General features: G+C 67.9%; 15 protein-coding genes. 4 read left to right on the forward strand and 11 right to left on the reverse strand.

What is annotated here, in order from left to right; translation table 11 throughout:
* Window positions 1–56 precede the first annotated feature (56 nt).
* The gene (gene rocF / locus ACPP3B_RS05535; RefSeq protein ID WP_424859974.1) at window positions 57–1007 is read left to right on the forward strand and encodes an arginase; all 951 of its coding nucleotides are present in this window, start codon (window positions 57–59) and stop codon (window positions 1005–1007) included.
* Window positions 1008–1024: 17 nt separating this feature from the next.
* Here rocF and lptE read toward each other — a convergent pair whose 3' ends face one another.
* From lptE to ACPP3B_RS05565, 6 genes are all read right to left on the reverse strand, one after another.
* Window positions 1025–1567 carry an LPS assembly lipoprotein LptE gene (lptE, locus tag ACPP3B_RS05540; RefSeq protein WP_424859975.1) on the reverse strand — a complete coding sequence of 181 codons (543 nt, stop codon included), beginning with the start codon at window positions 1565–1567 and terminating at the stop codon, window positions 1025–1027.
* A 2-nt stretch (window positions 1568–1569) separates the two neighbouring features.
* Window positions 1570–4299, reverse strand: a complete 2730-nt coding sequence (gene leuS, locus ACPP3B_RS05545; protein WP_424859976.1) for a leucine--tRNA ligase — start codon at window positions 4297–4299, stop codon at window positions 1570–1572.
* Between the two features lie 117 nt (window positions 4300–4416).
* Complete coding sequence (locus ACPP3B_RS05550; protein ID WP_424859977.1) at window positions 4417–5136, reverse strand: dienelactone hydrolase family protein; 720 nt, start codon at window positions 5134–5136, stop codon at window positions 4417–4419.
* A gap of 142 nt (window positions 5137–5278) precedes the next feature.
* Entirely contained in the window at window positions 5279–6829 is a 1551-nt protein-coding gene (locus tag ACPP3B_RS05555) for a methyl-accepting chemotaxis protein (RefSeq protein ID WP_424859978.1), read from the reverse strand.
* 112 nt (window positions 6830–6941) lie between these two features.
* Window positions 6942–7775 (reverse strand): 4-hydroxy-tetrahydrodipicolinate reductase, encoded by an 834-nt coding sequence (gene dapB, locus ACPP3B_RS05560; RefSeq protein ID WP_299020790.1) that lies wholly within the window; start codon window positions 7773–7775, stop codon window positions 6942–6944.
* A 22-nt stretch (window positions 7776–7797) separates the two neighbouring features.
* Window positions 7798–8388 carry an outer membrane protein assembly factor BamE gene (locus tag ACPP3B_RS05565; protein WP_424859979.1) on the reverse strand — a complete coding sequence of 197 codons (591 nt, stop codon included), beginning with the start codon at window positions 8386–8388 and terminating at the stop codon, window positions 7798–7800.
* Window positions 8389–8496: 108 nt separating this feature from the next.
* On the opposite strand from ACPP3B_RS05565, the gene fur reads away from it, so the two are divergent.
* A complete protein-coding gene (gene fur, locus ACPP3B_RS05570; protein WP_299020786.1) occupies window positions 8497–8940 on the forward strand; it encodes a ferric iron uptake transcriptional regulator in 444 nt (147 codons plus the stop codon).
* A gap of 6 nt (window positions 8941–8946) precedes the next feature.
* Here fur and hprK read toward each other — a convergent pair whose 3' ends face one another.
* From hprK to hpf, 3 genes are all read right to left on the reverse strand, one after another.
* Complete coding sequence (gene hprK / locus ACPP3B_RS05575; protein WP_299020784.1) at window positions 8947–9897, reverse strand: HPr(Ser) kinase/phosphatase; 951 nt, start codon at window positions 9895–9897, stop codon at window positions 8947–8949.
* A gap of 42 nt (window positions 9898–9939) precedes the next feature.
* The gene (ptsN, locus tag ACPP3B_RS05580; protein WP_299020782.1) at window positions 9940–10410 is read right to left on the reverse strand and encodes a PTS IIA-like nitrogen regulatory protein PtsN; all 471 of its coding nucleotides are present in this window, start codon (window positions 10408–10410) and stop codon (window positions 9940–9942) included.
* 126 nt (window positions 10411–10536) lie between these two features.
* Entirely contained in the window at window positions 10537–10869 is a 333-nt protein-coding gene (gene hpf, locus ACPP3B_RS05585; protein WP_299020781.1) for a ribosome hibernation-promoting factor, HPF/YfiA family, read from the reverse strand.
* A gap of 225 nt (window positions 10870–11094) precedes the next feature.
* Between hpf and ACPP3B_RS05590 the strand changes: the two genes are divergently transcribed.
* Together ACPP3B_RS05590 and corA are read left to right on the forward strand one after the other, a co-directional pair.
* The gene (locus ACPP3B_RS05590; RefSeq protein WP_424859980.1) at window positions 11095–12327 is read left to right on the forward strand and encodes a patatin-like phospholipase family protein; all 1233 of its coding nucleotides are present in this window, start codon (window positions 11095–11097) and stop codon (window positions 12325–12327) included.
* Window positions 12328–12514: 187 nt separating this feature from the next.
* Window positions 12515–13501 (forward strand): magnesium/cobalt transporter CorA, encoded by a 987-nt coding sequence (gene corA / locus ACPP3B_RS05595; protein WP_424860149.1) that lies wholly within the window; start codon window positions 12515–12517, stop codon window positions 13499–13501.
* Between the two features lie 18 nt (window positions 13502–13519).
* Here the strand turns inward: corA and ACPP3B_RS05600 are convergent, their stop codons facing one another.
* Entirely contained in the window at window positions 13520–14272 is a 753-nt protein-coding gene (locus tag ACPP3B_RS05600) for a 5'-methylthioadenosine/adenosylhomocysteine nucleosidase (protein WP_299021980.1), read from the reverse strand.
* A 21-nt stretch (window positions 14273–14293) separates the two neighbouring features.
* Complete coding sequence (locus ACPP3B_RS05605; protein WP_299021982.1) at window positions 14294–15982, reverse strand: long-chain-fatty-acid--CoA ligase; 1689 nt, start codon at window positions 15980–15982, stop codon at window positions 14294–14296.
* Between the last annotated feature and the right edge of the window lie 149 nt (window positions 15983–16131).

Here is a 16131-nt window from a genome sequence, read left to right on the forward strand (position 1 = left end):
ATTGTAGAAGCCGTGTCACACTACGGGCCTGTCTGTTTTGACACCCTGAATCGATCATGACAACGACGGTTGGTATCGAAACCGTGGCGCTCGTGGGCGCGCCCACGGACATCGGCGCTGGCGCGCGAGGCGCCTCGATGGGCCCGGAGGCACTGCGCGTCGCTGGACTGCAGGCCGCACTGGAGTCCCACGGCCTGCGGGTACTCGATCGCGGCAATCTCGGCGGCCCGCCCAACCCGTGGCAGCCAGCGGTGCAGGGCTACCGCCACTTGTCAGAGGTGGTGGCGTGGAACCGTGCCGTGCACGAGGCGGTGTATGCCGAGCTCGCGCAGGGCCATCTGCCCATCCTGCTGGGCGGCGACCACTGTCTGGCCATGGGCTCGATCAGTGCGGTCGCACGCCACTGCCGCGCACAGGGCAAAAAGCTGCGCGTGCTGTGGCTGGATGCGCACGCCGACTTCAACACCGCGGCGCTGACACCAAGCGGCAATCTGCACGGTATGCCGGTCGCATGCCTATGCGGCTTCGGCCCCGAAGCGCTGGTGCGCCTGGGCGGCGACGCCCCTGCACTGCACCCGAGTCAGGTGCGCCAGATCGGTATCCGCAGCGTCGATCCGGGCGAGAAGCGCTTCGTGCACGAGCAGGGCCTGGAGGTGTACGACATGCGCTACATCGACGAGATGGGCATGCGCCACACGATGGAAATGGCGCTCGCCGGGCTGGACGCCGACACGCACCTGCACGTCAGCTTCGACGTCGATTTTCTCGACCCCGAGATCGCCCCGGGTGTGGGCACGACGGTACCCGGCGGGCCCACCTACCGCGAAGCGCAACTGTGCATGGAAATGATCGCCGACACGGGGCGGCTGGCCAGCCTGGACGTGATGGAGCTCAACCCCGCGCTGGACGTGCGCAATCGCACGGCGTTGTTGGCGGTGGACCTGATCGAGAGCCTGTTCGGCAAGAGCACGCTGATGCGCGAACACCAGGCGCGACGCGGCAGCTGAAGCGCTGCGCCCCGCGTTCAGCGCAGCGGCACGGCAGCAAGCCGCACCAACCACTGGCGCACGATCGCCGTGCGCATGTCGTCGAACAGCAGCGCCTCTTCGGCTTCCTTGCCCAGCACCACGGTCTCGGAAAAGCTCAGCTCGCGCTCCTGCGAGAGTTCGGTCTCTGGGATCAGTTCGACCCCCGCCGGCGTGCGCAGGGCGAAACGCACGCGCCGCCGCAGCGCCAGCTCGCGCACCTGACCCGCCGCAGTGGTGCCCACCACGACGCGCTCGCGCTGGTCTTGCAATACCTGCAGGATCACATCCGCCGCCGGTGGCGGCGCGGCGGGCGTGGTGGTGGCAGCCGCCACGCCCGTGCCCGTGACCACCACCCCGGCCGCTTGCAGCTGCGCGCGCAGGCTCTGCAGCACGTCGCTGTCGGCCGCGGCCTGCAGGCGCAGGGTGCGAAAGCCGAAGCGCCAGCCGGTGCCACGCAGCCGAAACCCGCAGCCCCCCAGCCCAGCCGCGGAGATGAGCACGCCCCCTGCCGCTGCCAGCCAGGCGCGTCGCGCGACCATGGTCACACCACCACGTTGACGAGGCGGCCCGGCACCACCACCACCTTGCGCGCGGGACGGCCCTCGCCGTACTTGGCGAACTCCGGCGACGCCAGCGCTGCCGCCTCGATCGCGGCGCGGTCGGCCTCGGCCGGCACGGTCAGGCTGCCGCGCAGCTTGCCGTTGATTTGCAGCACCAGCTCGATTTCGTCACGGCGCAACGCGGCCTCGTCCACCGTCGGCCACGGCGCATCGAGCAAGTCGCCCATCGTTTGGGCATACCCCAGCGCCTGCCACAAATGGCTGGTCAGGTGCGGGGTGACCGGATACAGGCAGCGCAGCAAGATGCCCATGCCCTCGATCAGCGCCACCCCACCGCCGGGCTCGTCGCTGGAATCGAACGCCTCCAGCGCGTTGAGCATCTTCATGCAGCCCGACACCACGGTGTTGTACTGCATGCGCTGGTAGTCGTAGTCCACCTGCTTGAGCACGGTGTGGATTTCGCAGCGCAGCGCCTGCGCCCGCTTGCCAAAGCGCACCTCGGCCAGCGACGACGCCCCTTGCACCGACTGGGTGGCCGCGCTCCAGTCGGACTGGGCCAGGCGCTGCCCCAGCGCCCAGACGCGGCGCAAGAAGCGGTGGCTGCCTTCCACTGCCGCGTCGTTCCACTCCAGCGTGGCCTCGGGCGGCGCGGTAAACATCGTGTACAGGCGCGCGGTGTCGGCGCCGTAGCGGTCGATCAGGTCTTGCGGATCGACGCCGTTGTTCTTGGACTTGGACATCGTGCCCACGCCCTCGTAATCGATGGGCGTGCCGGCGGGCAGCACGCCGTCGGCGCTGGGCACGTCGCGCTTGAGGCGCGCGCCCACGGTCTTGCCGCTGGCGTCGAGCACGGGCTCGACGTCGTGCGGCCAGAAGTATTCCTTGGCCCCCTTGGCGGTGCGGCGGCTGTAGATGTGGTTGAGCACCATGCCCTGCGTGAGCAGGCGCTGGAATGGCTCGTCGATCGCCACCAGCCCCAGATCGCGCATGACCTTGGTCCAAAAGCGCGCGTAGAGCAGGTGCAAAATGGCATGCTCGATGCCGCCGATGTACTGGTCCATCGGCATCCAGTAGCGCGTGCCCTCGCCCACCATGGCGTCGGACAGCTGCGGGTCGCAGTAGCGCATGAAGTACCACGAACTGTCGACGAAGGTGTCCATGGTGTCGGTCTCGCGCCGCGCGGGCTTGCCACAACGCGGGCACGGCACGTTCAGGAACGCCTCGCACTTGGCCAGCGGGTTGCCGCTGCCATCGGGCACCAGATCTTCGGGCAGCACCACGGGCAGATCCTCGTAGGGTACGGGCACCGGGCCGCAGTCGTCGCAGTGGATGATGGGGATCGGCGTGCCCCAGTAGCGCTGGCGGCTGATGCCCCAGTCGCGCAGACGGTACGTCACCTTTTTCTCGCCCAGCCCTTGGGCCGCCAGCAGCTCGGCCACCTTGTCCACCGCCGCCTGGTGGGGCAGGCCGTCGAGCACACCCGAATTCACACACACCAGCGCGCCCGACTTGTCCGCGTACCAGTCTTGCCAACGCGTGGGGTCGAACGTCAGCGCCGCCTCTGAGCCGGGCGCCGGGCCGATGACCTGTTTGATCGGCAGGCCGTACTTGCGCGCGAACGCGAAATCGCGCTCGTCGTGCGCAGGCACGCCCATGACGGCGCCGTCGCCATAGCCCATGAGCACATAGTTGCCCACCCACACCGGCACCGCCTCACCGGTGAGCGGGTGGCGCACCACCAGCCCCGTGGGCATGCCCTCCTTCTCCTTGAGCGCGAGTTCCGCCTCGGTGGTGCCGCCTTGCTTGCAGCGCTCGATGAAGGCAGCGAGCGCCGGGTCGCGGCGCGCCGCCAACTGCGCCAGCGGATGCTCGGGCGCCACGGCGCAAAACGTCACCCCCATGATGGTGTCGGCGCGGGTGGTGAACACGTGCAGCCGCCCGTCCTGGATCAGGCGGCCGTCCTCGTCGCGGATGTCGTGCGGGAAGGCAAAGCGCACGCCGACGCTCTTGCCAATCCAGTTCTCCTGCATCAGGCGCACGCGCTCGGGCCAGCCGTGCAAGAAGTTGGGATCATCCGGGTTGGCCACGGCCGACAGCAGCTCTTCGGCGTAGCGCGTGATGGCCAGGTAGTAGCCGGGGATCTCGCGCTTTTCCACCAGCGCCCCGGTGCGCCAGCCGCGCCCGTCGATGACCTGCTCATTGGCCAGCACCGTCTGGTCTACCGGGTCCCAGTTGACCACTTGGGTCTGCCGGTAGGCGATGCCCTTTTCCAGCATCTTCAGAAACAGCCACTGGTTCCATTTGTAGTAGTCGGGGGAACACGTGGCGATCTCGCGGCTCCAGTCGATGGCCAGGCCCATGGCCTGCATCTGCCGCTTCATGTAAGCGATGTTGTCGTACGTCCAGCGCGCGGGCGGCACGCCGTTTTTGATGGCCGCGTTTTCCGCTGGCAGCCCGAAGGCGTCCCAGCCCATGGGCATGAGCACGTTGTAGCCCTTCATGCGCAGCTGGCGCGCCATCATGTCGTTGATGGTGTAGTTGCGCACGTGCCCCATATGCAGCTTGCCGCTGGGGTAGGGCAGCATGGAGCAGGCGTAAAACTTGGGGCGCGACGCGTCTTCGCGCACGCGGTAAGCGTCGCGCGCGGCCCACTGGGCCTGCATGGCGGCCTCCAGGTCACGTGGCGAGTAAGGAGCGGTAGCAGCGGTCATGGAAGCGAAAAGGATTGGCACACGGGACGCAATCCCGCGACGGGTTTGCCGCGATTGTAGAGGGGGCCGTGCGCCAGATACCACCCGGGCCCCGCGCACCGCCAGTGCAGGCAGCGCTCAGGCCAGCACTTCGGCCAGGAACTGGCGCATGGCCTGCCACGAGCGCGCATCCGCGCGCGCGCTGTAGACGGTGCCGAAGCCGGGATCGTTGGCCTCGGGGTTGGTGAAGGCATGCATCGTGGCGCCATAGGCGTGCAGCTGCCAGTCGGCGCCCGCTTGCGTCATCTCGCGCGCAAACGCCAGCACCGCCTCCGGCGTGGCCATCGGGTCGTCCCATCCGTGCAGCGCCAGCACTTTGGCGCTGATGGCACGGCCCGCGGTGTTGCCCGGCGGGGTGAACAGCCCATGAAAACTCACCACCCCGCGCAGCGGCAACCCCGTGCGCGCCATGTCCAGCACGCTCAGGCCGCCAAAGCAAAAGCCGATGGCCGCCAGCCGCTGCGCGTCCACCTGCGGCTGTGCCGCCAGCGTCTGCAGCGACGCCGCCAGGCGCGCTTGCAAGCGGGCCCGGTCCTGCACCAGCGGGGTCATGAGGGCGGCGTTTTCCTCTTTGGTGCGACCGCGGCGGCCCTTGCCGTACACGTCCATGGCAAAGCCCACGTAGCCCAGCTCCGCCAGCGCGCGCGCCTTGCCGTCCTCGAACGCGCTGCGCCCGGCCCAGGCGTGGGCCACGGCTACCGCGGGGCGGGGGCCCGGCTGGCGGTCGTCCCACGCCAGCAGTCCTTCGAACACGTCGCCGTCGTGGGTGTACTCGATGGTGCGGGTTTGGATGGTCATGGGCGTCTGTCTCCTGTGCTGCTCGTGGGGCCCGATGGGCGCAACGGTGACTGCACGGCATGCCCCGGGCCCACGCAGGCACCCCGCGCAGGCATTGTAGGCGAGCGCCCCGGGCGGGACCCACTGCCAGCGCGCTGCCCGTTTACGCGGCCGGCACGCGAAACCGCTCCACCAATGCCGTCAGGTGTGTGGCTTGCTCGCGCATCGCCAGCGCGGCGGCGGCGATTTCTTCGACCAGCGCCGCGTTTTGCTGCGTCATGCGGTCGAGCTGGCCAATGGCCTCGTTCATCTCGTCGACCCCATTCGCCTGCTCCTGACTGGCCTGTGCACCTTCGGCGATCGATTCACCCAGCCGGTGCACTTCGTCGCGCATGCGCTCGATGGTGGCGCGCGCCTGTTCGACCTGATGGGTCCCCTGCTGCACGTCGGCCACACTGTGTTCGATCAAGCCACGGATCTCGCGCGCGGCCTCGGCGCTGCGCTGGGCGAGGCCGCGCACCTCCCCCGCCACGACGGCAAACCCCCGGCCCGCCTCACCGGCTCGGGCCGCCTCCACCGCCGCGTTCAAGGCCAGGATGTTGGTCTGGAACGCGATGCCGTCGATCACGGCGGTGATAGCGGCGATGCGGTCGCTGCTCTGGCGGATGGCCTCCATCGTGGCCACGAGCTGGGCCACCGCCTGATCGCTCTCGCGCGCCCGCTGCCCCAAGGCCTGCGCTTGCTCGCTGGCGCGACGGGCGCTGGCAGCCGCTTCGCGGATGCGCTCGGTCAACGCTTCCATATTGGCCGCGGCTTCCTGCAAATTGCTGGCGGCTCGCTCGGTGCGGTCCGACAGATCTTGGTTGCCGTGCGCGATTTCCTCCGTGGTCTCTTGCAGCTGGGTGCTGGCGTGGCGCACTTCCCGCACCAGGGCAGCCAGTTCGCCTCGCATGGTTTCCAGCGCTCGGGTCATCTCGCCAAATTCATCGCGCCGCCGGGTATCGAGGGCGTACGTGAGATCCCCTCCGGCCAGCGTGGACGCAAACGATACCGTGCGCTGCAGCGGCTGGCGGATGTGCCGGATCAGCCCCCACGCGCCGATGAGGATGCCCAACACCAGCAGGCCCATCGCGGTGGAGCCGAAGATCATGTTCTGGCGACGCTTGCTTTCGTAGTACGCCTGCACGGTGGCAAGCTGGGCGCGTTGGTAATCGGCAAACTCGCGCAGCGCGTGCAAATACGCCGGGATGCGCGGGGTGTAGCGCGCCTCCAGCACGGCCAACGCGCGCTCCTCGTCGCCCGCCTCGCGCAAGCGCTGCGCCTCCTCGAACGCCGCTTCGATCTCGCGCCGCAGCGCCATCACGGCATCCAGCAGCGCTCGCTCACGGGCGTCGCTCACCTTCTCGACGATGCTGGCCTCCAGCTCGGCCATACGTTTGCGCCCCTCGGCCATGGGCACCAGATAGAGGGTCTGCAGGATCGGGTCGCGCGCGATGAACATGGCCTGCGCGCGCGTCAGATCGGTTTCGACCAACCCCGCCCACAGCGACGCGGCAAACAGCCGCTCGGTGCGCGCCCGAATCGCCGCTTCCGATGCGCGGCTCGTCAGTGCCGATTGCGCCGACACCGTCACCACCACCGCGACGATGGCCGCAACCAACACCCCTACGCCCGTCCACAGCTTGGTGGACAGCCGCCAGTCCTTCACACGCATGCGATTTCCCCGATGTCGATGCCCAGACGTTCGACCGGGGGGTCGGAACCGCCCGGGCACACAGGGGCGACACTCTAGCGCAGGGGTGGGCCGATCCCCATGAGGGATTTCCCTAAACGAACGTTCGTTCTTTTTTCAAGCCCAGCACGTCGGCCATGTCGTACAGCCCGGGCGGCTGTTGGGCCAGAAAGCGCACCGCGCGCAGGCTGCCTTGGGCATAGGTGGCGCGGCTGCTGGATTTGTGCGAGATTTCGATGCGCTCGCCCATGCCCAGAAACATCACCGTGTGGTCGCCCACCACATCGCCCCCGCGCACGGTGGCAAAGCCGATGGTGCCCGGTTCGCGCTCGCCGGTGTGGCCGACGCGCTGATAGACGGCGCAATCTTGGAGGCTGCGGCCTTGCGCTGCGGCGATGACCTCGCCCATCTGCAGCGCCGTACCGCTGGGCGCGTCGACCTTGTGGCGGTGGTGGGCTTCGACGATCTCGATGTCGTAGCCGCTGGACAGGGCGCGCGCGGCCATCTCCAACAGCTTGAGCGTGACGTTGACGCCCACGCTCATGTTGGGCGCGAGCACGATGGGCACTTGCTGCGCCGCCTCGGCGATCGCCGCTTTTTGCGCCGGGTCGAAGCCGGTGGTACCGATGACCAGCGCGGTGCCGTGGCGCACGGCGGCCGCCACGTGCGCCATCGTGCCCTGCGGGCGGGTGAAGTCGATGAGGACGTCGCTGGCCGACAGCGCCACGTCGATGTCTGCGGCGATGCGCACCCCGCTGGATTGCCCCAAAAAGGCGGCCGCATCCTGCCCCAGCGCGGGGCTGTCGGGCCGGTCGAGTGCAGCCGTCAGCACACAGTCGTCGGCCGCCAACACGGCTTCGATCAACATACGGCCCATGCGGCCGCTGGCGCCGGCGATGGCGACGCGATGGGGGGTGGAGGCGGTCATGGTGCGAGCAAGGGGCAAACGTTCAACGCGGCTCGAGGGGCGGATAGGACGTCGCAGGCGCGGGGGCGGGAGCGGGAGCCGCCGATGCGGGCTCCACCGGCGCCCGGGAGGCAGCCGGTGCCTTGGACTCCGCGGCCTGGAGCTGCTCCTCGGTGGCTTCGAGCACCGGCACCCGCCCGGGCGGGCGGCGCACCTGCAGCGACGCCACGAACTCCTCTTCCGTGGGTAGCTCATCGGCCTGCACGCGCTCGAGCCGGTCGTCGCGGAAAAAGACGGTCACCACGCGCCGCTGTGGCGGCTGGCCCTGGCGCTGGAAGGTAAAGACATAGTCCCAGCGGTGGGCGTGGAAGACGCTGGCCACCAACGGCGTACCCAGGATGGCTTGCACCTGCTCGCGCGTCATGCCCGGCTGCAACGCCTGCACCTGCTCGCGCACCACCACGTTGCCTTGCAAGATATCCATCCGATACGGGGTGATAAGCCCGCCCAGGTTGGACAAGCGCGCCGATGCCCCGTCGAGGGCCGAGCAGCCAGACAGCGTCAACAGCAGCGGCACCGCCCAGACGGCCGCACGCCGGAGGGTCGATGTCGGGTCAAGGCGGGCAGGGTTCATGGCAGTCGTCAGAAATGGGCACACGGATACACGCAAACCGGTGCGTGGTTATATCATCTCGCCCATTGTAGTGTCGCGCGCCCGCGGCCCAACCCAACACCCCCACGCATGACTGGTATCGACGAACTCAAGAGCACGGGGCTCAAGGCCACGCTGCCGCGCCTGAAGATCCTGGAAATTTTTCAGTCCGGGCGGCAGCGGCACATGACGGCCGAAGACGTCTTCAAGGCGCTGCTCGAGGAGCAGTCCGACATCGGGCTGGCCACGGTCTATCGCGTGCTGATGCAGTTCGAGCAGGCCGGCATCTTGGTACGCAGCAACTTCGAGTCGGGCAAGGCCGTCTACGAGCTCAATGAAGGCCAGCACCACGACCACCTGGTATGCCTGGACTGCGGCCGCGTCGAGGAGTTTTACGACGCCGAAATCGAACGTCGGCAGCAGGCGATCGCGCAAGAACGAGGGTTTGCGCTGCAGGAGCACGCGCTCTCACTGTATGCGCACTGCCAGCGTCAAGACTGCCCGCACCGTGGCAATCGCGCGCGCCGGGGTTGAGCGCGCCTAGCCGTCGCGCAGCATGGCGGCGCGCTGGCGCTGCACGAACTCCTGGTACGTATCGATGCCGCGCAGTTGCAATATCGCGTTGCGCACCGCGGCTTCAACGAGCACGGCGATGTTGCGCCCCGCCACCACGGGAATGACCGCTTTGCGGATCGCCACCCCCAGCACGTCCTGATACATCGGCTCGCTGGGCAGCCGCTCGTAGTCACGCTCCAGTGTGGACAGCCGCACCAGATGCACGATCAGGCGCAACCGCATTTTGCGGCGCACCGCCGTCTCGCCAAAGATGGCCTTGATGTCGAGCAGGCCGATCCCGCGCACCTCCAGCAGGTTTTGCAGCAAGTCTGGGCAGCGCCCTTCGATCGTCGTTTGACTGACGCGGTAGAGATCGACCGCATCGTCGGCGACCAGGCCGTGTCCGCGCGTGATCAGCTCCAGCCCCAGCTCGCTCTTGCCCAGACCGGACTCGCCCGTGATGAGCACGCCCAGGCCCAAAATGTCCATGAACACGCCGTGCAGGGTGGTGCGCTCGGCGAAGTGGCGCGAGAGGTAGGCGCGCAGCACATCGATGACGAATCCGGCCGAGGCCGCGGTGGCAAACAGCGGTATGTGCGCGCGCTCGCACATCGCCACCAACTCGGGCGGCGGGGGCTGGTCGTCGGCCACGACCAGCAGCGGCGGCTCGAGCGTGACGATGCGCGCCACGCGCCGACGGCAGTCCTCGGCGGTGGCGTTGTGCAGATACGCCACCTCGCGCGCCCCCAACACCTGGGCGCGATAGGGGTGGATGTAGTTGAGATAGCCCACCAGATCCGCGCCCGAGCGCGCTTCGGCCACGGCTTTGTCGTCGAAGCGACGCTCGGAGGCCGACTGGCCCGCGACCCACTGCCACTTCAGGGTCTCGCGGTGGTCCTCGAACAGGGCATCGGCGCTGACGGCGCTGGGTTTCATGGCCGGGGGGCGCGCGTCGGGATCATGCGCGCGGGCGGCGCATCAGGCGGCGGCATGGGCCGACTGCCAGCCCGCGATCAGGCCGTGCAGCGTGGCGGCGTTGTCGGCGCTGCGCAGCTTTTCGCGCAGCGTGGTGTCGCTGAGCAGTTCGGCGATCTCGGAGAGGATTTCGAGATGCTTTTGCGTGGCCGCCTCGGGCACGAGCAGAAAGATCAGAAGATTGACGGGTTGCTCGTCCGGCGCGTCGAAACCAATCGGCTGCGCCAGCTGGAATACCGCGGCCATGGGCTGCTTGAGGCCCTTGATGCGCCCATGCGGAATGGCCACGCCGTGCCCCAGTCCGGTCGAGCCCAGTCGCTCGCGCGCAAACAGGCTGTCGGTCACGAGCGCGCGGTTGAGCCCGTGCAGGGATTCGAACAGCAAGCCAGCCTCCTCGAACGCACGCTTCTTGCTCGTGGCCTCGACGGCCACCTGCACGTGCTCAGGCGGAAGGATCGCAGAAAGTCGGTTCATCGCTGTGCCTCGGAACGAGGGCCCATTATGCCGCCAACTCGGCGGCCCTGCATCGGCCTAGAAAGGACAAACCGCTTGCCGAAGCAAGCGGTTTGTGCGCCACAGCACGGGCTGCCTGCAGTGTGTTCAGGCGATTTCGCGCTTGACGGGCAGGTGATGGTGCTCTTGGACCTTGTCCTTGTAGCGCAACACCTGGCGATCGAGCTTGTCGGCCAGCTCATCGACCGCCGCGTACAGATCGGCGTGCGTGCTCTCCGCGTAGATGTCCTTGCCTTTGACGTGAATATTGCACTCGGCCTTCTGCCGGTGATCCTTGTCCTTGATCTTGTCGACGGTGAGCAGGACACGGATGTCCACCACTTGGTCGAAATGGCGCGAGATACGCTCCAGCTTGCTGGTGACGTAGCTGCGCAGGGCGGGCGTGACTTCGAGGTGGTGTCCGCTGATGGTCAGGTTCATGACGGGGCCTCCTATCGTTGCCTCAATGGACTGGACCCGGCCGCCGACCGACCGGGTTCGCCTTGTGGGGCGGCAGCCCGTGCGGCTGACCCCACACCCTTACTATGCCCGTTTGACGGCGTCGTGACAAGCGCCCCGCCGCGCCCAACCCGGCCCCGGGATAGTCCCGATGGCCGCCGCGCCCACGCCACATCGATACTGAATCGAATCGACCCGCCAAGCCCCATGGCCCTGGACACCTTGCTTGCCACCGCCTTGCCCGCCGATGCCCCCCCACCCCCGGGGCGGCGGGCGCTGGTGCTGATGGGCGGCGGTGCGCGCACCGCCTACCAAGTGGGGGTGCTGCGCGCGCTGGCGCGCCTGCTGCCGGGCCCACGGCTGCCGTTCGACGTGCTGGTGGGCACCTCGGCCGGCGCGCTCAACGCCACCTTCGTGGCCAGTTGCGCCGACGAAGGCTTGCACGCGCTGGACCGGCTGACGTCGTTTTGGAGCCGGCTGCGCTCCGAGCAGGTGTACCGCTTGCAGGCGCTGCGCCTGGGCCGTCCGAACCTGCTCAGCGCCGGGCTGACGTTGATGCGCCAGGTCCGCCGCCACCGCGCGCTGCTGGACAGCCTGCCGCTGGTGGACACGCTGCACCGCGCCATCGACCTGCCGCGGCTGGCCGCGGCCATCGACAACGGCGTGCTGTTCGCGCTGGGCGTGACAGCCTCCAGCTACACCACGGGCGAGCATTGGACGTTTTTTCAGGTCCGCGACGGCGCGCTGCCGCCCTGGCGCCGCCCGGGGCGGCGCGCCGAGCCGGCCGTCATCGGCCTCGAGCACCTGATGGCCTCGGCCGCCATCCCGTTTCTGTTCCCCGCCGTGCCGCTGTGGGTCGATGACCACAAGGAGTATTTCGGCGACGGCTCGATGCGCCAGCTCTCGCCGCTGTCGGCGGCCATCCACGCCGGTGCCGACCGCATCCTGGTCATTGGCGTCGGCCAGCCGCAACGGGCCGCGCTGGGCCGCAGCAGCGCCGCCGGCGGCGAGCCCAGCGCCGGCACCATCGCCGGCCACGCCCTGGCCAGCGTGTTCCACGACACGCTGCAGGCCGACGTGGAGCAGGCCCAGCGCGTCAGCCGGGCGTTGCGCGCGCTGCCCCCCGCCGTGGCGCAGGCGTTGCCCTACCGCCCGGTGGATGTGCTGGCCATCCAACCCAGCGCGTCGCTGGACGAGCTGGCGCTGCAACACGCGCACGCGCTGCCGCGCGCCACCCGCGACACGCTGGCCGGCCTGGGGGCGCTGGACACGCGCCGCGGCAGCGCGGGCAGCGCCGCCGCGCTGGCCAGCTACCTGCTGTTCGAGCCGCCCTTCGTGCACGCCCTGATGCGCCTGGGCGAAGCCGACGCCCAGGCGCACGCCGCCGCGCTGCGCGCGCTGCTGGCCGACCGTCCCCAACCGGCCGCCGAAGTGCCATAATGCAGGCTTCACCGTAGCCTTGGAGCCCACCGTGGAAAGCAGCCCTAGTCGCGTGCTTGCGGTGCCGGCGCCCGGCCTGCGGCGCGACGGCTGACGGCGCCCACGTGGCGCGGCCTTGCGTGTGTGGGTGGGGTGCGCACCGCCGCAAGCGCTTGCCCTCCCCAACACCGACCCGTCCCGCGCCGCCATGCTCAACGTCTTCACGCTCGTCAACGGCCGCCTGTTCCAGGAAGAAATCGAATCCCTGGAGGATCTGGCCCGCTTTCAACCGATCTGGGTCGACATGGAGTCGCCCACCTCCGAGGAGCGCCGCTGGGTACGGCAGCACTTCGGCCTGTCCATCCCCGAAGACGCGATGGACGACGACATCGAGGAGTCGGCGCGCTTCTTTGAGGAAGACAACGGCGAGCTGCACGTGCGCTCGGACTTCCTCATCGACGACGACGATGGCCCGCGCCATGTGCGGGTGGCCTTCATTCTGAACGACCGCAATCCGGACCTCAAAAGCCACGGGGTGCTGTTTTCGATTCACGACGAGGACCTGCCGGTGTTTCGGTTGTTGCGCCTGCGCGCGCGCCGCATGCCGGGCCTGATCGACGACGCCAAAGACGTGTTGCTGGCGTTGTTCGACACCGACGTCGAGTACTGCGCCGACATCCTGGAAGGCATCCACGACGACCTGGAACACATCAGCACCCAGGTGCTGTCGGGTCAGCTCACCGACGACGTCGCGCAACAGGTGCTGGCGGCCATCGCCCGCCACGAGGACCTATCGGGCCGCATCCGGCGCGACATGATGGACACCCGGCGCGCCATCAGCTTCCTGATGCGCATGCGGCTGCTGTCGGCCGAGCAATTCGAAGACGCGCGCCAGATCCTGCGCGACATCGACTCGCTCGAGGGTCACACGTCGTTCTTGTTCGACAAGATCAACTTCTTGATGGACGCCACCATCGGCTTCATCAACATCAACCAGAACAAGATCATCAAGATCTTCTCAGTGGCCTCGGTCGCCTTGCTGCCGCCCACGCTGATCGCCAGCATCTACGGCATGAACTTCGAGTACATGCCGGAGCTGTCGCAGAAGTGGGGTTACCCGGCGGCGCTGCTGCTGATGGTGGCCAGCGCCGTGGGGCCGATGCTGTATTTCCGCAAGCGCGGCTGGCTCAAGTAAAGCGGCTCGGCAGCGCGCTCACAGCAGGTTGAGCGCCTTGCGCACGATGCGCGCGCTGTAGTGGCGGGCCACGTCGCGCATGAAGGCCTGGAAGTCCACGTGCGCCTCGTCGTCGGCACGATCCGACAGCGTGCGCACGGCGCCAAACGGTGTGCCATAGTCCCAGCACACCTGGGCCACGGCAGCGCTTTCCATGTCCACTGCCAGCGCCTCGGGCAGCGCCTCGCGCAACGCCTGCGACTCGGCCGCGCTGGTGATGAAGCGGTCGCCACTGATGATCAAACCGCGGTGTACCGTGGGCCGGTGCAGCCCCAGTGCGCGCAGCGTCTCCTCACTGACCAGCTTGGGCAGCCACGTCACCGCGTCGCGCGCGGCTTCTTCCAGCACCTGCGCCAGCACCAAATCGGCGTCGAAGTGCATCTTGCCGGTGCCCGGCACCTCCCAGCGCGGAAACAGCGGCGCCGCACTCAAGTCGTGCTGCAGGTAGCGCGTGCCCACCACGACGTCGCCCACCTCGGCCCCCAGCGCCAAGCCGCCGGCCACGCCAGTGAACAAGATGTATTGCGGCGCGAAGCGCTCGTGCAACACCGTAGCCGTCGTCGCCGCCGCCACCTTGCCGATACCGCTGAGCACGGCCACCACTTCGTGGCCCTGCAGATGGCCTTGCCAGAACTCGCGCCCCGCCACCGTCACCTTGCGCTCGTCGGGCATGAGCTGCAGGATTTCGGCCAACTCTTCGTGAACGGCACTGATGACGGCGACACGGGCCATGCGACCACCTCCGGGACAACGTTACTTTTTGTCCCGCAATTCTCGCCGCAAAATCTTGCCCACGGGCGTCTTGGGCAACTCGGTGCGGAACTCGATCACCTTAGGGCGCTTGTAGCCCGTCAGGCGCGCTTCACAGAACTCGCGGATGTGCGCCTCGGTCAGCGCCGGGTCTTTCTTGACCACGACCAGCTTGACTGCCTCGCCCGAGTGCTCATCGGGGATGCCCACCACCGCGCACTCCAGCACGCCGTCGCACTGCGCCACCACGTCCTCGATCTCGTTGGGGTAGACGTTGAAGCCCGACACCAGGATCATGTCCTTCTTGCGGTCGACAATTCTGAAGTAGCCGCGCTCGTCCATGACGCCGATGTCACCGGTGCGGAACCACCCGTCCGCCGTCATGACCTTGGCCGTTTCATCCGGGCGCTGCCAGTAACCCGCCATCACCTGCGGGCCACGGATGGCGATTTCGCCCGGGGTGCCCATCGGCACCTCGTTGCCGTTGTCGTCCACGCACTTGAGCTCGGTGCTGGGGATGGGCACCCCGATCGTGCCCGAAAACTCTTTGACCGTGACCGGGTTACAACAGGCCGACGGGCTGGTTTCACTCAAGCCGTAGCCTTCGCAGATTGGGCAGCCGGTGCGCTCCAGCCAACGCTTGGCCACCGCCGCTTGCACCGCCATGCCCCCACCCAGCGAGACGCGCAGGTTGCGCCAGTTGACGGTGTCAAAGTCCGGATGGTTGAGCAGCGCGTTGAACAGGGTGTTGACCGCCGGAAAGCTGTGAAACGTGTGGTTGCGCAGCTCCTTGAGCACCGCCGGGATGTCGCGCGGGTTGGGGATGAGAATGGTCTTGCCGCCGGTGCGCATGCCCAACATCATGTTGACCGTGAAGGCGAAGATGTGATAGAGCGGCAGTGCGCAGACAGCGGTGGGCTGTTCGTGGGGAGGAATGGTCTTGCGCGCCGGCGCCTCCCACGCCTCGGACTGCAGCACGTTGGCGATCAGGTTGCGGTGCAGCAGCACGGCGCCCTTGCTCACCCCGGTCGTGCCGCCCGTGTACTGCAGCACTGCCACGTCGTCGGGCCCGACCTCTACGGGCTTGAAGCCGGCGCGCCGCCCGCGCGCCAGCGCGTCGTTGAATCGCACCGCCTGCGGCAGCTCGAACGGCGGCACCAGCTTTTTGACGTGCCGCACCACCAGGTTGACGATCACGCCCTTGATGCCCAACAGATCGCCCATCGCGGCCAGCACCACGTGCTGCACTGGCGTGTTGGCGATGCACTGCTGCAGCGTGTGGGCGAAGTTTTCGATGATGACGATGGCCTTGGCACCGCTGTCCTTGAGCTGGTGCTCCAGCTCACGCGCGGTATAGAGCGGGTTGACGTTGACCAGGATGTAGCCCGCGCGCAGGATGGCGGCCACCGCAATGGGGTATTGCGGCACGTTGGGCATCATCACCGCCACGCGATCACCGCGCTGCAGGCCCAGGCTCTGCAAATACCCGGCAAACGCGCGCGAGGCCTCGTCGATCTCGCGGTACGTCCACTCCTTGCCCAGAAAACTGTACGCGGGCCGGTCGGCGTACTTGGCAAAGCTCTCTTCCATCAACGCCACCAGCGACCGGTACTGGCCGGGGTCGATGGTCGCGGGCACGCCCTCGGGGTACTGTTGGAGCCAAGGTTTGTCGGCAGCGGTCACGGTGGTCATGGGGGTGTCTCCAGTCGATGAACAGAGTCAGCCGCGGCTCTGCGGCCTGACGCCAGGCTGACGGCTACGGGCATTATTCCCCAAAAAGCCCCGACGAGAACGCTATATTGGGGTTTTTCCGAACGATCGTTCGCTGGTTGGAGGGGGAG

Origin of the sequence: Tepidimonas sp. HKU77 (genome assembly GCF_049728535.1) — a bacterium.
In the GTDB taxonomy this organism is placed as follows: Bacteria; Pseudomonadota; Gammaproteobacteria; order Burkholderiales; family Burkholderiaceae_C; genus Tepidimonas.

Bases quoted from the DNA above. Each gene is read 5' to 3' on its own strand.
- rocF (WP_424859974.1), top strand. From the start codon at position 57: ATGACAACGACGGTTGGTATCGAAACCGTGGCGCTCGTGGGCGCGCCC.
- lptE (WP_424859975.1), bottom strand. From the start codon at position 1,567: ATGGTCGCGCGACGCGCCTGGCTGGCAGCGGCAGGGGGCGTGCTCATC.
- leuS (WP_424859976.1), bottom strand. From the start codon at position 4,299: ATGACCGCTGCTACCGCTCCTTACTCGCCACGTGACCTGGAGGCCGCC.
- ACPP3B_RS05550 (WP_424859977.1), bottom strand. From the start codon at position 5,136: ATGACCATCCAAACCCGCACCATCGAGTACACCCACGACGGCGACGTG.
- ACPP3B_RS05555 (WP_424859978.1), bottom strand. From the start codon at position 6,829: ATGCGTGTGAAGGACTGGCGGCTGTCCACCAAGCTGTGGACGGGCGTA.
- dapB (WP_299020790.1), bottom strand. From the start codon at position 7,775: ATGACCGCCTCCACCCCCCATCGCGTCGCCATCGCCGGCGCCAGCGGC.
- ACPP3B_RS05565 (WP_424859979.1), bottom strand. From the start codon at position 8,388: ATGAACCCTGCCCGCCTTGACCCGACATCGACCCTCCGGCGTGCGGCC.
- fur (WP_299020786.1), top strand. From the start codon at position 8,497: ATGACTGGTATCGACGAACTCAAGAGCACGGGGCTCAAGGCCACGCTG.
- hprK (WP_299020784.1), bottom strand. From the start codon at position 9,897: ATGAAACCCAGCGCCGTCAGCGCCGATGCCCTGTTCGAGGACCACCGC.
- ptsN (WP_299020782.1), bottom strand. From the start codon at position 10,410: ATGAACCGACTTTCTGCGATCCTTCCGCCTGAGCACGTGCAGGTGGCC.
- hpf (WP_299020781.1), bottom strand. From the start codon at position 10,869: ATGAACCTGACCATCAGCGGACACCACCTCGAAGTCACGCCCGCCCTG.
- ACPP3B_RS05590 (WP_424859980.1), top strand. From the start codon at position 11,095: ATGGCCCTGGACACCTTGCTTGCCACCGCCTTGCCCGCCGATGCCCCC.
- corA (WP_424860149.1), top strand. From the start codon at position 12,515: ATGCTCAACGTCTTCACGCTCGTCAACGGCCGCCTGTTCCAGGAAGAA.
- ACPP3B_RS05600 (WP_299021980.1), bottom strand. From the start codon at position 14,272: ATGGCCCGTGTCGCCGTCATCAGTGCCGTTCACGAAGAGTTGGCCGAA.
- ACPP3B_RS05605 (WP_299021982.1), bottom strand. From the start codon at position 15,982: ATGACCACCGTGACCGCTGCCGACAAACCTTGGCTCCAACAGTACCCC.